13 protein-coding genes are annotated in these 15,951 nt (G+C 60.0%); 8 read left to right on the top strand and 5 right to left on the bottom strand.

The genetic code is table 11. The features are described 5' to 3' along the window. Positions 1 to 571: 571 nt before the first annotated feature. Together GSQ93_RS18070 and GSQ93_RS18065 are read right to left on the bottom strand one after the other, a co-directional pair. A complete protein-coding gene (locus GSQ93_RS18070) occupies positions 572 to 1,678 on the bottom strand; it encodes a GlxA family transcriptional regulator (protein ID WP_158937036.1) in 1,107 nt (368 codons plus the stop codon). A gap of 668 nt (positions 1,679 to 2,346) precedes the next feature. Beyond that, positions 2,347 to 2,628, bottom strand: coding sequence for a hypothetical protein (locus tag GSQ93_RS18065; RefSeq protein WP_158937035.1), 282 nt, complete (start codon positions 2,626 to 2,628; stop codon positions 2,347 to 2,349). Positions 2,629 to 2,945: 317 nt separating this feature from the next. On the opposite strand from GSQ93_RS18065, the gene GSQ93_RS18060 reads away from it, so the two are divergent. From GSQ93_RS18060 to GSQ93_RS18030, 7 genes are all read left to right on the top strand, one after another. Continuing rightward, complete coding sequence (locus GSQ93_RS18060) at positions 2,946 to 4,340, top strand: L-serine ammonia-lyase (protein ID WP_158937034.1); 1,395 nt, start codon at positions 2,946 to 2,948, stop codon at positions 4,338 to 4,340. Positions 4,341 to 4,416: 76 nt separating this feature from the next. After that, complete coding sequence (locus tag GSQ93_RS18055; RefSeq protein WP_158937033.1) at positions 4,417 to 5,661, top strand: sarcosine oxidase subunit beta family protein; 1,245 nt, start codon at positions 4,417 to 4,419, stop codon at positions 5,659 to 5,661. Positions 5,662 to 5,681: 20 nt separating this feature from the next. After that, positions 5,682 to 5,984, top strand: a complete 303-nt coding sequence (locus GSQ93_RS18050) for a sarcosine oxidase subunit delta (RefSeq protein WP_158937032.1) — start codon at positions 5,682 to 5,684, stop codon at positions 5,982 to 5,984. Then, complete coding sequence (locus tag GSQ93_RS18045; protein ID WP_158937031.1) at positions 5,981 to 8,983, top strand: sarcosine oxidase subunit alpha family protein; 3,003 nt, start codon at positions 5,981 to 5,983, stop codon at positions 8,981 to 8,983. The genes GSQ93_RS18050 and GSQ93_RS18045 overlap by 4 nt, the downstream gene beginning before the upstream one ends. After that, positions 8,973 to 9,623, top strand: a complete 651-nt coding sequence (locus GSQ93_RS18040; protein WP_158937030.1) for a sarcosine oxidase subunit gamma — start codon at positions 8,973 to 8,975, stop codon at positions 9,621 to 9,623. The genes GSQ93_RS18045 and GSQ93_RS18040 overlap by 11 nt, the downstream gene beginning before the upstream one ends. Continuing rightward, positions 9,620 to 10,114, top strand: a complete 495-nt coding sequence (locus GSQ93_RS18035; protein WP_158937029.1) for a dihydroneopterin aldolase — start codon at positions 9,620 to 9,622, stop codon at positions 10,112 to 10,114. The genes GSQ93_RS18040 and GSQ93_RS18035 overlap by 4 nt, the downstream gene beginning before the upstream one ends. 7 nt (positions 10,115 to 10,121) lie before the next feature. After that, complete coding sequence (locus GSQ93_RS18030; RefSeq protein WP_158937028.1) at positions 10,122 to 10,385, top strand: hypothetical protein; 264 nt, start codon at positions 10,122 to 10,124, stop codon at positions 10,383 to 10,385. A gap of 106 nt (positions 10,386 to 10,491) precedes the next feature. Here GSQ93_RS18030 and betA read toward each other — a convergent pair whose 3' ends face one another. Genes betA through betI form a run of 3 tightly spaced genes read right to left on the bottom strand, consistent with a single transcriptional unit; the run spans position 10,492 to position 14,288 of the window. Beyond that, positions 10,492 to 12,180: a choline dehydrogenase gene (gene betA / locus GSQ93_RS18025; RefSeq protein WP_158937027.1), complete on the bottom strand. Its 1,689-nt coding sequence runs from the start codon at positions 12,178 to 12,180 to the stop codon at positions 10,492 to 10,494. 18 nt (positions 12,181 to 12,198) lie between these two features. Continuing rightward, complete coding sequence (gene betB / locus GSQ93_RS18020; RefSeq protein ID WP_158937026.1) at positions 12,199 to 13,668, bottom strand: betaine-aldehyde dehydrogenase; 1,470 nt, start codon at positions 13,666 to 13,668, stop codon at positions 12,199 to 12,201. 11 nt (positions 13,669 to 13,679) lie between these two features. Then, on the bottom strand, positions 13,680 to 14,288 hold the full coding sequence (betI, locus tag GSQ93_RS18015) for a transcriptional regulator BetI (RefSeq protein ID WP_158937025.1): 609 nt from the start codon (positions 14,286 to 14,288) through the stop codon (positions 13,680 to 13,682). Positions 14,289 to 14,500: 212 nt separating this feature from the next. Between betI and fdhA the strand changes: the two genes are divergently transcribed. After that, positions 14,501 to 15,700 carry a formaldehyde dehydrogenase, glutathione-independent gene (fdhA, locus tag GSQ93_RS18010; protein WP_158937024.1) on the top strand — a complete coding sequence of 400 codons (1,200 nt, stop codon included), beginning with the start codon at positions 14,501 to 14,503 and terminating at the stop codon, positions 15,698 to 15,700. Positions 15,701 to 15,951 lie beyond the last annotated feature (251 nt).

The raw sequence follows: 15,951 nt of genomic DNA, 5'->3' as shown, positions 1-15,951 counted from the left end.
ATGTTTGAACCCCTCCTTCTCGCGAATCCTGACATAGACACGCTTCGCCACCAGTGCTCTCGGGCAAGCACCCTTGCCAAACAACCCGCACGGCCCCACGCGTTTTTAAGGCGCCGTTTCTTGGAGGGTTTGCCGCGTGGTTCGTCATGCGTACAAATTCGGAGGAAGGTTGTCCGCGGATAGCGCGGGGTGCTCTTTGGGCGGGTTCAATCACTGGTGGCGAAGCGTGTCAGAACCTGTGTTCGGAGAAGGAGGGTTTCACACATCCGGTGCTCTTGCGAGCACCGTGCTTTTGGGGCACCCATGAATCAAAACTGCACGCTGTGGACACTTAGGGTAGCGTGGTTAAAAGCGTTTTCTTTGCTTCGTTTCTTTGTCGCTAAGGACCAAGAAATGACGTGCCGCCACGCACAGTGGCTAACAGTGATAAAGAGAAAATCCGACTCTCGCAGACCACTAACATCGAAAGCATCAACCCGGCACCGACCCCGACCGCTAACGCCAAAAACCTATCCCCCGACCACTACCCTCAGAACCTAAACCCCCGAACAGTGCGAACGACCTACCCTTCCTAAATCGCCCGCGCCCGCCCCGGAAAAGTCTCATCAAAATCCGCGGCAAGGTCGTGCGTCGCCACGCTCGCTGCATCGTCCGGTGCTGCCGTGCCACGCTGGTCCCGATACATCATTGGCGGAAGCCCGAACTGCTTCCTGAACTCGCGCCCCAAATGCGATGCATCGGAAAAACCGCAACTCGATGCAATGTCCGCCACCGTCTTGTCCGAACTCGTCAGCAACCACGCAGCCGTGCGCAACCGAACCTGCTTCGCATAGGCCTGCGGCGCCTTGCCAGTCTCCGCCTTGAACAAACGCTCCAACTGCCGCGTCGATAAATCCAGCTTGTGCGCAAGCTCATCGAGCGTCAAGGAACGCCCCACATGCTGCTCCATCAGCAGGATCGCTCGCTTCACTTTCGGATGCGTGGCGGGCGCAAGCCCCGGCGGATGCGGCTGCGGCGCATTGCCCTTCTGCATGTCGTCCACCAGCAAAATGCGCAACGCCTTTTGCACCGTGGCGGCCTCGAAATGGCGCAGCAGGATTGCTGCCGCAACGTCTATCGATGCCCGTCCGCCCGAACACGTAATGCGTCGGTGGTCCATCACGAACAAACGGTCGGCGACGAGCATCTCCTCATTCACGCCGGGAAAACGCTCGACGAAATCCCAGTAGTGAAACCAGCTCACACAGATGCGATAACCCTCCAGCACGCCAGCCCGCATCAGGGAAAACACACCCGTGCAGATGCCGACCAGCGTGGCGTCCGTGGTCGCGGCACGGCGGATGAATTGCAGCGTGGCATCGCTCGCGCCCGCACCGGAATGCAGCAAGCCACCCACGACCACCACGTAGTCGAAGGGCTCCGAGTTCTCGAAGGTTTCCCACGGCGTAATCTGGATGCCGCAACTCGCGCGCACGGGCGCAAGCGTTTCACCAATCACGCTCCACGAGCAGCGCACCGGCTTGCTGAAATCGCCTTCATCAGCAGACAGGCGCAATAAATCGACGAAGCCGGAAAACGCCGTCAGCGTGAAATTCGGCAGCAACACAATGCCAAAACGGATGCGTTGTTTGGACGCCGTGTCGGGTGATTGAGCGGGAAGAAGGTCAGCGGGATTCATGCACTTGCCGTTGATATGCAGCCGTCATTCGGGCCATAGGTGATGGGCGACATGGCGACCCGGTAATCGATCAGCATATCACCGTCATTAACCGGTTCGAAATACCGGAATTCACGCGGATATTGCGGCACCATCGCGGCGCTCTAGATGTTGAAAAATTGTTGAAAAGCCCCATACGTCATCCAGAACGGGAAACGGCTTGCCGTAGTGAGGGCAAGCCGTTTCCGATAGCCAGCTTCTTGCCCGGCTATTTCTAATATATTAAGACTGGTTCAGTACAAGCCTAATACCAATTTGGCAGTCTGATTAATGCGCAACGTGCTTGACGGGCTTAGCCTTCGTGTACTTGTGGTGATGGGGCGTTTTTGCGTACGACACTGCCGGCACAACAACGGCCGCAACGATGAAAGCTGTGAGGAGTTTCTTCAGAACATTGTTCATGGGGCGAACCTGATGGGCGAGAGTTTGATGGCTGGTTAATTCGGGCGCATTTTGAATGCCGACACAGTGTATCGCAGCGATTCTTCAACCCGGAAAGGGTAAATAAACCCTGCGTTGAAAGTGTTGTATAACCGCCGACACGCAAATATTGCGCACTGATTTCCGCCTCTGCTCCTGCCCGATTTGTTGCATTACCCCACGTATCAACAAAAAGCGTTGTATCGCCCTTAACTACCCGAACCGCTAGCGCTCACCGGCGCTCCCGGGCCACTCGGCGTTGCGGTACCCATGCCGGCTTTGCTTCCCGTTGATGAAGCCTTGGTGTGCTTCATCTTCTTCGGATGCGACATGCCAGGATTCGCAGTCGTTCCCGCCGACTGGTTCGTGGTCTGAGCGTTGTCACCCGCCTGCAACCCTGTGCTTGAGCTCGGCGGGTTGGTTTGGGCAAAAGCCGCGCTGGAGATGCACAGTACGGCGCCGATCGCACATGTCATTGAGAATTGCTTCATGCCTGGTTTCCTTTCTGTAAGACGGGGGAGGAGACGTCCCTAGGTTGTCGATAGCGGGCAAGCAGACGCTCACTAGCTTGCTCGACAGCCTGTTCAGCATGCGACGTGCCACCACGGCGCCGGGTGACTCGGGCCACTACCTACTACCTGCCAGTTTTCGCCGCCGATCATCGCTAAAGCGCCTCGGCACCGGCCTGTGTTGCCGTACTGACGCCACCATCCCACGTGCATGCCGTTTTTGTTCTATCAGCGGAAATTGGCGTGCGGTGCAATGGCTACCTAGTGAAATCCCATGCAGTCCACCCACAAGGCACCTCATGAACGTCAGCGTTTTCGATCTGTTCAAGATCGGCATCGGTCCGTCAAGTTCACATACGGTCGGCCCGATGATCGCAGCGTGCCGCTTCGCCTCGCATATTGAGGACGCAAACCTGCTCGCGTTCGTGCGCCGCGTGCGGGTGGATTTGTTCGGCTCGCTGGGCGCAACCGGCAAGGGCCACGGTACCGATAAAGCCGTGCTGCTTGGACTCGAAGGCAATCTCCCCGACACGATCGATCCGGATGCGATCGAACCGCGTCTGCGGGAGATCCGCGAGTGCAAGAGCTTGAACCTGCTCGGCAAGCACCCGATTAAATTCGATGAGCGCGAGAACATTGGCTTTTTTCGCAAGCTGATGCCGGGCGCGCCGGGGTCGAGCGTCGTGCATCCGAACGGCATGCGCTTCCAGGCCTTCGATGAAAACGGCCAGCTCGTCGTTGAAAAAGAGTACTACTCGGTCGGCGGCGGTTTCGTGATCAACAGTGAGGGCACGCGCGTGAACGGCGTGCAAACCGGTGGCGAGGTTCCCCACCCGTTCCGCACCGGCGATGACCTGATGCGCGTGTGCCGCGAGACGGGGTTATCGATCGCTGAAATTACGCTGCGCAACGAATGCGCATCGCGCTCGGAGCGTGAAGTGCGCGACGGTCTACTCGCAATCTGGCGCGTGATGGCGGCGTGCGTGGAACGGGGCTGCAAGGTACGCGGTGAACTGCCCGGCCCGATGCATGTGAAACGTCGTGCTGCCGACCTTTCCGCACAGTTGCGCAAGCACTCGGAAGAGTCGTTGCGCGATCCGCTCTCCATGCTCGACTGGGTCAACCTCTACGCGATGGCCGTGAACGAGGAGAACGCCGCCGGTGGCCGCGTGGTCACCGCGCCCACGAACGGCGCAGCCGGCGTGATCCCCGCAGTGCTGCATTACTACGTGAAGTTCATGCACAACTCGACCGATGAGGGCATTGTCACGTTCTTGCTGACGGCTGCGGCTATCGGGATCATCTACAAGGAAACGGCGTCTATTTCCGGCGCGGAAGTCGGCTGTCAGGGTGAAGTCGGCGTGGCGTGTTCGATGGCCGCAGCAGCGCTTGCCGCCGTCATGGGCGGCACGCCGACGCAGGTCGAGAACGCTGCCGAAATCGGCATGGAACACAACCTCGGCATGACCTGCGACCCTGTTGGCGGGCTCGTGCAGATCCCGTGCATAGAACGCAATGCGATGGGCGCGATCAAGGCGCTCAACGCCGCACGCATGGCCATGAAGGGCGACGGTACGCACTACGTGTCACTCGACAACGTGATCAAGACCATGCGCGAAACCGGCGCGGACATGAAGACGAAATACAAGGAGACGTCACGCGGCGGGTTGGCCGTGAACGTCATCGAGTGCTGATTTTTTAGATTTTGCAAAAGAGCTTGCAAGCGCGTTTGCAACGGGTTTGCGACATCAACAAGTTTAAGGAAACACCATGAGCCGCTATTCGATATTCAGCCTGTTGCGCAACGGCATGTCGTATCACGAGAACTGGGAACGCCAGTGGAAAAGCCCGGAGCCCAAGCAGGAATACGACGTGGTGATCGTCGGCGGCGGCGGGCATGGTCTCGCGACCGCCTACTATCTGGCCAAGGAACATGGCGTGCGCAACATCGCCGTGCTGGAAAAAGGCTGGATCGGCGGTGGCAATACGGCGCGCAACACGACTATCGTGCGCTCGAATTATCTGTGGGACGAATCGGCGGCGCTGTACGAAAAAGCGATGCAGTTGTGGGAAGGGCTTTCGCAAGACCTGAATTACAACGTGATGTTCAGCCAGCGGGGGGTGATGAACCTCGCGCATACGCTGCAAGACGTTCGGGATACTGAACGTCGAGTGAACGCGAACCGCTTGAATGGCGTCGATGCCGAATTTCTTACCCCCGAACAGATCAAGCAGATCGAGCCGACCATCAACCTGAATAGCCGTTATCCGGTGTTGGGTGCGTCTATCCAGCGTCGCGGCGGCGTGGCCCGTCACGACGCGGTGGCGTGGGGTTTTGCGCGGGGTGCGGATCAGGCCGGCGTGGATATCGTGCAGAACTGCCAGGTCACGGGGATTCGCCGTAACGGCAGCCAGGTGATCGGCGTGGATACCACGAAGGGTTTTATCAAGGCCAAGAAGGTCGCGGTAGTCGCAGCTGGCAACACCTCCTCGCTTGCCGATATGGCCGGCATCCGCCTTCCCCTGGAAAGCCATCCGTTGCAAGCGCTTGTGTCCGAACCGATCAAGCCGGTGGTCAATACGGTGGTGATGTCGAACGCGGTGCACGCGTATATCAGCCAGTCCGATAAAGGCGATCTGGTGATTGGCGCAGGTGTCGATCAGTACACGGGCTTCGGTCAGCGCGGCAGTTTTCACATCATTGAAGGGACGCTGGAGGCGATTGTCGAGATGTTCCCGGTGTTCTCGCGCGTGCGCATGAACCGTCAGTGGGGCGGGATTGTGGATGTGTCGCCGGATGCATGCCCGATCATCAGCAAGACGGACGTGAAGGGTTTGTACTTCAACTGTGGTTGGGGCACGGGTGGCTTCAAGGCGACGCCGGGTTCGGGTTGGGCATACGCCCATACCATCGCGCACGACGAGCCCCACGCGTTGAACGCGCCGTTCTCCATCGACCGTTTCTACACGGGTCACCTGATCGACGAACACGGCGCTGCAGCCGTCGCCCACTAACCGGCATCCGGAGAAAAGACATGTTGCTGATTGAATGCCCCTGGTGCGGGCCACGCGCCGAAAGCGAATTCTCGTGCGGCGGCGAAGCCGATATCGCGCGCCCGCTCGACACTGAAAAGCTCACCGATAAAGAATGGGGCGACTACCTGTTCATGCGGAAGAACCCACGTGGCGTGCATCGTGAACAATGGATGCACACGCAAGGTTGCCGCCGCTGGTTCATGGCGCAACGCGACACCGTGAGCTACGCATTCCAGGGCTATGACACGTTCGCCCGGCCGCTCGCCGTGATGGAACAGAAAGAAGAAGGACAACCGAAATGAGCCAGAAAGACCGACTCGCCACGGGCGGGCGCATCAACCGCGCCATCTCGCTCACGTTCACGTTCAACGGCAAGACGTACCAGGGCCATCAGGGCGATACGCTCGCCTCGGCCCTGCTCGCGAACGGCGTGCATTTCGTGGCGCGTAGCTGGAAATATCACCGGCCGCGCGGCATTGTCACGGCCGATGTAGCCGAACCGAATGCCGTCGTTCAACTTGAAACCGGCGCTTATACGGTGCCGAATGCGCGCGCTACCGAGATCGAGTTGTATCAAGGGCTGGTGGCCACGAGCGTGAATGCCAAGCCGAGCATCGAGAACGATCGCATGGCGGTGAACCAGAAGATCGCCCGGTTTATTCCGGCGGGCTTCTACTACAAGACCTTCATGTGGCCGCGTAAGTTCTGGCCAAAATACGAAGAAGTGATCCGCGATGCAGCGGGTCTCGGCCGAGCGCCGGAACACGTGGATGCGGATCGCTACGACAAGTGCTTCGCGCATTGCGACGTGCTCGTGGTCGGAGCCGGCCCTTCGGGTCTTGCTGCGGCGCATGCGGCGGGTTTGTCGGGTGCACGGGTGATTCTCGTCGATGACCAGCCGGAACTCGGCGGCTCGTTGCTGTCGTATCGATCGGAAATCGATGGCGCGCCGGGCCTGAAATGGGCGCAAAAAATTGAAGCCGAACTGCGCAAGATGCCGGATGTGAAGATCCTGTCCCGCAGCACGGCGTTCGGTTATCAGGATCACAACCTCGTGACCATCACGCAGCGCTTGACCGAGCATTTGCCGGTATCAATGCGTAAAGGCACGCGGGAATTACTGTGGAAAGTGCGCGCCAAGCGCGTCATTCTCGCCACCGGCGCGCAGGAACGGCCGATAGTGTTCGGCAACAATGATCTGCCGGGCGTAATGCTGGCGTCGGCGGTATCGTCGTATTTGCATCGCTATGCTGTGCTGCCCGGACGCAATGCGGTGGTCTTCACGAACAACGACAGCGGCTATCAATGCGCGCTGGATCTGAAGGCAGCAGGCGCGCAAGTGACGGTAGTGGACCCGCGTCTCGCCGACGACAAGGGCGCGTTGCAGGGCCAGGCCAAACGCTATGGCGTGAAGGTCCTGAATGGATCGGTCGTCACGGTGGCGCATGGCAAGTTGCGCGTGGCGTCGGTTGAAGTCAGCGCCTACTCGAACGGCACGGTTGGCGTGAAGCAGGCGGACCTGTCATGCGACCTGCTCGCTGCGTCCGGCGGCTGGAGCCCGATCCTGCACTTGTTCGCGCAGTCCGGCGGCAAGGCGCACTGGCACGACGAAAAGACCTGCTTCGTACCCGGCAAAGCGATGCAGGCCGAGAGCAGCATCGGCGGGTGTGCTGGCGAATTCACGCTCGCCCGTGCGATCCGTTTCGCGGTCGATGCCGGTGTGGACGCTGCGCGCGCCGCAGGTTTGATCGTTGCGCGTCCGACACCTGTGCAAGTGGCCGAAGTCAGCGAGGCACCGCTCATGCCGTTGTGGCTCGTCGGTGGCCGTGATCTGGCGACACGGGGTCCTAAGCAATTTATCGATTACCAAAACGACGTCTCCGCCGCCGATATTTTCCTTGCTGCGCGTGAGGGGTTCGAATCGGTTGAGCACGTGAAGCGTTACACCGCGATGGGCTTCGGCACGGATCAGGGCAAGCTCGGCAACATCAACGGCATGGCGATTCTTGCTCAGGCGCTGAACAAGACCATCCCCGAAACAGGCACTACGACCTTCCGACCGAACTACACGCCGGTCACGTTTGGCACATTTGCCGGCCGCGAACTGGGCGAGTTCCTCGATCCGGTCCGCAAGACCGCCGTGCACGAATGGCATGTGGAAAACGGCGCGGAGTTCGAGGACGTTGGCAACTGGAAACGGCCGTGGTACTTCCCGAAGAACGGTGAAGGCATGCACGCGGCGGTCGCACGTGAGTCGCTGGCTACGCGCACCAGCGTGGGCATTCTCGATGCATCGACGCTCGGCAAGATCGACATCCAGGGTCCCGATGCCGCGAAGCTGCTTAACTGGGTCTACACGAACCCGTGGAGCAAGCTGGAAGTGGGCAAGTGCCGCTACGGCCTGATGCTCGATGAAAACGGCATGATCTTCGATGACGGCGTGACCGTGCGCCTCGCCGACCAGCACTACATGATGACGACCACGACCGGCGGCGCGGCACGCGTGCTGACGTGGCTCGAGCGCTGGCTGCAAACCGAGTGGCCTGACATGCGGGTACGGTTGGCATCGGTAACCGATCACTGGGCGACCTTCGCCGTTGTCGGCCCGAACAGCCGCAAGGTGCTGCAAAAGGTATGCCGCGATATTGACTTTGCGAACGCCGCTTTCCCGTTCATGAGTTATCGCGAAGGGACGGTAGCTGGCGCGGCGTCGCGTGTGATGCGGATCAGCTTCTCCGGCGAACTCGCTTATGAAGTCAACGTGCCGGCGAACGTTGGGCGTGCTGTGTGGGAGGCGCTGATGGCCGCTGGCGCCGAGTTCGACATCACGCCGTACGGCACGGAAACCATGCACGTGCTGCGGGCGGAGAAGGGTTACATCATCGTCGGGCAGGATACCGATGGTTCGATGACACCGTACGACCTCGGCATGGGTGGACTGGTTGCGAAGTCGAAGGACTTCCTCGGCAAGCGTTCGCTGACGCGTTCGGATACGGCGAAGGCGGGGCGCAAGCAACTCGTCGGTTTGCTGGCCGACGATGCGTCGTTCGTGATTCCGGAAGGCTCGCAGATCGTGCCGGGTCCGTTCACAGGCGACACTGCGCCCATGCTCGGTCACGTCACATCCAGCTATTTCAGCCCTATTTTAAAGCGCTCGATCGCGATGGCCGTCATCAAGGGCGGTCTCGACAAGATCGGCGAGTCGGTGATGATCCCGCTCGCGGGCGGCAAACAGATGCCGGCAAAAATCACCAGCTCGGTGTTCTACGACAGCGAAGGAGCACGTCAACATGTGGAATGAAAACAGAAGCAACCAGACGGTCGTGGATCGCGCAATCGGGCAGGGCGTGTGGCAGGAATCGCCGCTCGTGGGCGTGGATGGCCTGCTGAAAAAACATCAGGCGAGTGCATCGAAGGCGTTTCGTCTTGTCGAGCGGCCGTTCCTGGAATTGGTCAATCTGCGCGGTGACCTGCGCGATGCCGCGTTTGTTGCGGCGGTAGAAAGCGTGATTGGTTGCAAGCCGCCTGAGAAGGCGAATACGACGGCGACGGGCAATGGCTACGACCTGATGTGGCTCGGTCCCGACGAGTGGCTTGTGCGCTCAGCCGCTGCACATTCCGCGACGCAGGCGGCACCGATGGAAGCCCGATTGCGCGAGGCGTTCAAGGGATTGTTCGCAGCCGCCGTCGATATTGGCAGCGGTTACACCATGCTCGCAATCAGTGGCACGCGCACGCGTGACGTACTCGCGCGCGGTTGTCCGCTGGACCTGCATCCGCAATTGTTCGGCGTTGGCCAGTGCGCGCAGAGCCATTACTTCAAGGCGTCCGTGACGGTGCTGCCGACCGGTGACGATAGCTTCGACCTCGTAATCCGCCGCAGCTTTGCGGACTACTTCGTGAAGATGATGCTTGATGCGGCCGAGCCGCTGATGTCGTGAAACCGTACGAACCATTCGAAACCATCGAAACATCAAGCCCGGGTGGACGCGGCTGGCGCATTGTTGTCGATGAGCTGGTGGCGCCTACGCGCGTTGGTTTGTACGCGCAGGAGCATCTGGCGCCGCAGCCCGTTGCTATTGACGCGAGCCTGCATTATCGGGGCGTGCCGGCCGAGGACAATGCGCACGAGTTGATCGATTACGAGGCTTGGTGCGAAGGCGTTTCGGGCTATCTGGAGAGCAAGCCGCATACGCGCTTACTCGAAACGCTGGCGGTGGAGATAGCGGCGCTGTCGTTCACGCAATGGCCCGCGCTCGATGCGCTGACGCTGCTGCTCTATAAGCCAAAGATTCGCGAAGGCACGCGGCGCGTGGGCGTTGAACTTGACTGGCATCGTGCGGATTTCGATGCATGGCGAGCGTCTGCTGGATTGCAGACGGCGCGTACAGTGCAGACGACGCATTCGGCGCACACGAAAATCACGCGCTGAAACGGCCATGACGTCGACGCGCGTTCAAACCGCCGGACTCTCACAACGTGCATGCGAGCAGCATGATCCTCATGCAGCGCTCGCGTTGCTTGATCGCAGCGTGGCGCTTGGACATCGGCGAATTGCGTTGATCCGCTATCTGCATGCGCAGTATCTCGGTGCGCCGCTCGAGCCGCGCCATCATGAGTATGTTCACAAGGTGGCGGAGCGCTTAAGCACCGAGACGATCGCACGCATAGCAATGGCGGCGCGTTCCCGGCTCGAGGGGTGACCTGGTCTCCGCGCTCATAGTCGATTCAGCGGATTTAAACGAAAATAAAACGAAAAGGGCATCGCGGCCGCTAAGCCGGGATGCCCAAACACGCGTTACTCACTCATTACACAACCGCGACGGTTTCCGTCTTACGTGCCTTAGCACCGTGCGCGACAAAATACGGCGTATCAACACGCGCTAACGTCTCACGCCCGCGGATCTTGTCCGCAATCTTTTCGGCCAGCATGATCGTTGGTGCATTCAGGTTGCCGGTCACGATCAGCGGCATGATCGACGCGTCCACCACGCGAAGCGATTCGAGCCCGTGCACGCGGCCCTCGTTGTCGACTACGGCCATGTCGTCGTAGCCCATCTTGCACGAACACGACGGATGGAAAGCGGTCTCTGCACGTTGCCGCACGAACGTGTCGAGTTGATCGTCCGTGGTGAGATCCGCACCCGGATGCAACTCTCGTCCACGATATTTCGCGAGCGCCGGCTGATGCATGATTTCCCGCGTGATGCGGATAGCGTCGCGGAATTCACGCCAGTCGAGCGGGTCCGACATGTAGTTGAACAGGATGCTCGGGTGCGCGTTGGGATCGCGTGACTTCAGCTTGACGCGCCCGCGGCTTGGCGATCGCATGGAACCCACATGCGCCTGGAAGCCATGCATCTTGATCGGGTTTGAGCCGTTGTAGTTGATGGCGACGGGCAGGAAGTGATATTGAATGTTGGGCCACAGGTCGTCGTCGCGCGTGCGTATAAAGCCGCCCGCCTCGAACTGATTGCTCGCGCCAATGCCCGTACCGTTCAACATCCATTCAAGCCCGATCTGCGGCTGGTTCCACCATTGCAGCGCAGGATAAAGCGACACGGGCTCAAGGCATTCGTATTGCATGTACATCTCCAGATGGTCCTGGAGATTCTCACCGACGCCGGGCAAGTCATGCACTAACGGGACGTCGAGTTCCCGCAGCCATGTCGATCGGCCGACGCCCGAACGCTGCAGTAATTGCGGCGATGCAATCGCGCCGCTGCACACCAGCACCTCGCGGCGCACATGCGCAGTGACACGTTCGCCACTGTGTAAATAGGCCACGCCAATGGCTTTTTTCCCGGCGAACAAGATGCGATCCGTGACGGCATGCGTGACGATCGTGAGATTCGGCCGGCCTTTCGCGCGGTCGAGATATCCGCGTGCGGTGCTGGAGCGGCGACCTTTCGGCGTCACGGTCCGGTCCATCGGGCCGAAACCTTCCTGGCTGTATCCATTGAGGTCATCGGTACGCGGATAGCCTGCTTGTACGCCGGCTTCGACCATCGCGGCAAACAACGGATTGTTGCCGGGCTTCGAGGTCGTCACGTGCACCGGACCGTCACCGCCGTGATACGGGTTTGGTCCGGCATCGCGTGTTTCGGCTTTGCGGAAATACGGCAGGCAATCGGAATAGGTCCAGTTTTCAAGGCCTTTTCGTTCGGCCCAACCGTCGTAGTCGAGCGCATTCCCGCGGATATAACACATGCCGTTGATCAGCGACGACCCGCCCAGTCCCTTGCCGCGGCCGCATTCCATGCGGCGATTGTCCATGTGCGGTTCGGGATCGGTTTCGTAAGCCCAGTTATAGCGTCTTCCTTGCAGCGGAAACGCCAGGGCGGCTGGCATCTGTGTACGGAAATCGAAGCGATAGTCCGGACCGCCTGCTTCAAGCAGCAGCACGGTGACGTCAGGGTCTTCGGTGAGACGCGAGGCGAGCACGTTGCCCGCCGACCCCGCGCCCACGACGATGTAGTCGAACTCGTTCGCGCTCATCGCTTGGCTCCTTAGTTCTTAGAATACGGGCTGGTAGGGACCCAGCTCGACCTGCACGGACTTGATGCTCGTGTAGTGCTCAAGCGTGGTGATGCCGTTTTCGCGGCCTACGCCCGATTGCTTGTATCCGCCCACGGGCATTTCAGCCGGCGACTCGCCCCACGTATTGATCCAGCAGATACCGGCTTGCAGCGCATGAATCACGCGATGCGCACGCGCCAGATTTTCCGTGACTACGCCAGCGGCGAGGCCGTATTCGGTCGCGTTGGCGCGTTCAATCACTTCGGATTCCTCGTCAAACACGAGGATGCTCATGACCGGGCCAAAAATCTCTTCGCGCACAATGCGCATGTCGTCGCGGCAATCAGCGAAGACGGTCGGCTCGACGTATTGCCCTTGAGCGAACGCGTCATGCACGATCCGCGATCCACCCGCGATCAGCCGTGCACCTTCTTGCTTACCGCTTTCTATGAAACCCAAGACTTTATGCAATTGCGCCGCGCTGACGAGCGGGCCGAAGTTGGTGTTGGTATCCGTTGGCGAACCCACTCGAATGCGCTTCACACGCTCGAGCAAGAGTGCTTCGAAGCGCTCATACACCGGTCGTTGCACGAATACACGCGTGCCGTTCGTGCAGACTTGGCCGGAGCTGAAGAAGTTGGCGCTCATTGCAATGTCGGCGGCGCGCTCGAGATTAGCGTCGTCGAAAATGACGAGCGGGGACTTGCCGCCCAGTTCCATCGTCACTTCTTTCAGCGATGAACCGCCGGCCATCGACATGACTTTCTTGCCCGTCTCCACACCGCCCGTAAACGAGATCTTCGCGATGTCCGGATGCGCGGCAAGCAACGCGCCCACACGGCCATCGCCCTGCACGACGTTGAACACGCCTGCGGGGACACCGGCTTCTGAGTAGATCTCAGCGAGTTTCAACGTGCTGAGCGGCGTGATTTCGCTGGGCTTGAAGATCATCGCGTTGCCCGCGGCGAGGGCGGGGGCCGACTTCCAGCAGGCGATCTGGATCGGATAATTCCACGCACCGATGCCCGCACATACGCCAAGCGGTTCGCGTCGCGTGTAGACAAACGAGCTCGCGCGCAGCGGGATCTGCTGACCTTCTATGGCCGTTGCAAGCCCGGCGTAGTACTCGATGACATCGGCGCCAGTGGCAATGTCCACGGCGCGCGTTTCGGCAATCGGCTTGCCGGTATCGCGGGTTTCGAGCGCGGCAAGTTCGTCGTTGCGTTCACGCAGGATATCCACCGCGCGACGCAGGATGCGCGAGCGTTGCATCGCGGTCATCGCGGCCCATTCGCGCTGGCCTTCGCGCGCCGACCGCACGGCGCGATCGACATCCGCTGCGCTTGCCTGTTGAACGCTTGCCAGCGTTTCGCCCGTCGCAGGATCGAGCGTGTCAAAGGTTTCGCCGCTGGTGGCGTCGACGTAAGCGCCGCCGATGTACAAACGCTGCAATTCGAAAACGGGCATGGCGTAATCCTTTAAGTGAGGGTCCGGCCGCGTGTGTCGCTTGTATCAAGCACGAGGTCGATGTAATCGTTGGCCAGACGCATGGCCGCTTTCGTATCGAAAGGTTCGCCTGACAGCGCGCCCCGCAACCACAGGCCGTCGATCAATGCAGCCAGTCCGCTTGCGGCGCGACGAGCAGCAGCGCGGGGCAGCGCCTTCGAAAAATCGGCGCACAAATTGGAATACAGACGACGCGTGTTGACGTTCTGCAGCCGCCGCAATTGCGGTTTGTGCATGCTCTCCGACCAGAACGCGAGCCACGTCTTCATCACCGGATTGCTGACTTGCGCGGCATCGAAGTTCGCCGCCACCACTGCACGCAAACGCGCTCGCGGTTCGTCTTTCGCGACCCGGCGTCTGCGCGATGTCGCGTTCCACAGGTCGCGCAGCACATGGCGCATGGTGGCTTCGAGCAAGCTGTCCTTGTCGCCGAAATAATGACTGACGATACCCGTGGAAATGCTCGCGCGCTGCGCAACTGACGCCAGCGTCGTGCCGGCAAGACCGGCATGGTCGATGGAAAGCAGCGTGGCGTCGATCAATTGCGCCCGGCGGATTTCGCGCATTCCAAGCTTGGGCATGGGTTCTATCCAAGTAGCGCTTCAGGAAAACCAGGTTGAATCCTAGGTATTTTATATTGATTGGTCAATCAATATAAAACTGCCATGTCGGTTTCTGCCAAACCCATGTCGCGTTCGATGCGCGTCGGTGGTGCGGCACAGGACTACGCTCGTTAGGCGGTGCATGGTTGTGTTTTGCCGTGCAAATCGTCCATGAGACAAGGAGACAGGCAATGAGCAGTAATCGCGGCGTCGTATATCTGGGGCAGGGCAAGGTTGAAGTGCAATCCATCGACTATCCTAAGATGGTCGATCCACGCGGCCGGCAGATCGGTCACGGCGTGATTCTTAAAGTGGTTACAACGAATATTTGCGGGTCGGATCAGCATATGGTGCGAGGCCGCACGACGGCTCAGGTCGGCCTTGTGCTCGGGCATGAGATTACCGGCGAGGTGATTGAGCTTGGGCGCGACGTGGAAACACTCAGGATTGGCGATCTGGTTTCCGTGCCGTTCAACGTGGCGTGCGGCCGCTGCCCGACCTGCAAGGCGCAGAACACGGGCGTATGCCTGAACGTCAATCCGTCACGCCCGGGCGGCGCGTATGGTTACGTGGACATGGGCGGCTGGATTGGCGGCCAGGCCGAATACGTGATGGTCCCGTACGCCGACTTCAACCTTCTGAAGTTTCCGGACCGCGACCAGGCGATGTCGAAGATCCGCGATCTCACGTGCCTCTCCGACATCCTGCCGACGGGTTATCACGGCGCCGTGATGGCGGGCGTGAAGCCGGGTTCGACTGTGTATATCGCAGGCGCGGGACCGGTCGGAATGGCCGCGGCGGCGTCTGCTCGGTTGCTGGGTGCGGCTTGCACGATTGTCGGTGACATGAACGAAGAGCGCCTCGCGCACGCGCGCAAGGTGGGATTCGAGACCGTAGATCTATCGAAGGATGCATCGCTCGCCGACCAGATCGCGGCGATTCTCGGCACGCCGGAAGTGGATTGTGCGGTCGATTGCGTTGGCTTCGAGGCGCATGGTCACGGCAGCAGCGGAAGCCATCAGGAAGCGCCTGCCACGGTGCTGAACTCGCTGATGGAAATCACGCGGGTAGCGGGTGCGATCGGGATTCCGGGCCTCTATGTCACCGACGATCCAGGTGCCGCCGACGCGGCCGCGAAGAAGGGTGCGCTGAGCATTCGATTCGGCTTGGGCTGGGCGAAATCGCATTCGTTTTTCACGGGGCAGACACCGGTTGTGAAGTACAACCAGAACCTGATGCAAGCCATTTTGTGGGATCGCCTGCCGATTGCGGATATTGTTAATGTGTCGGTGGTGACGCTTGATCAGGCGCCGGATGGGTATCGGCAATTTGATGGTGGCGCGCCGCGCAAGTTCGTGATTGATCCGCATGGGATGTTGAAGGCCGCGTAAGGGGATCGTTCGCACTCGGGGTTCTGTTTGGTGGGGTTTGGGCGGTCTGGGCCGGGGGGCAGGGTCTGGGGTTGATGGTCGGGGTCAATGCCGGGTTGCTGCTCTCAGCGTTAGTGGTCTGCGTGAGTCGGATATTCTCTTTATCACTGTTAGCCACTGTGCGTGGCCGCCCGTCATTTCTTTTATATGAACGTCCCCGTTTGCGCCAGGGTTTCGAGCATGTAACGCAACAGGAGGTTGCAGCTTTATAT

The organism is Burkholderia sp. S171, from assembly GCF_009766085.1.
GTDB lineage: Bacteria > Pseudomonadota > Gammaproteobacteria > Burkholderiales > Burkholderiaceae > Caballeronia.
Note: the sequence above shows the minus strand (reverse complement) of the source record. Positions and strands in the feature narration are given on the sequence as shown.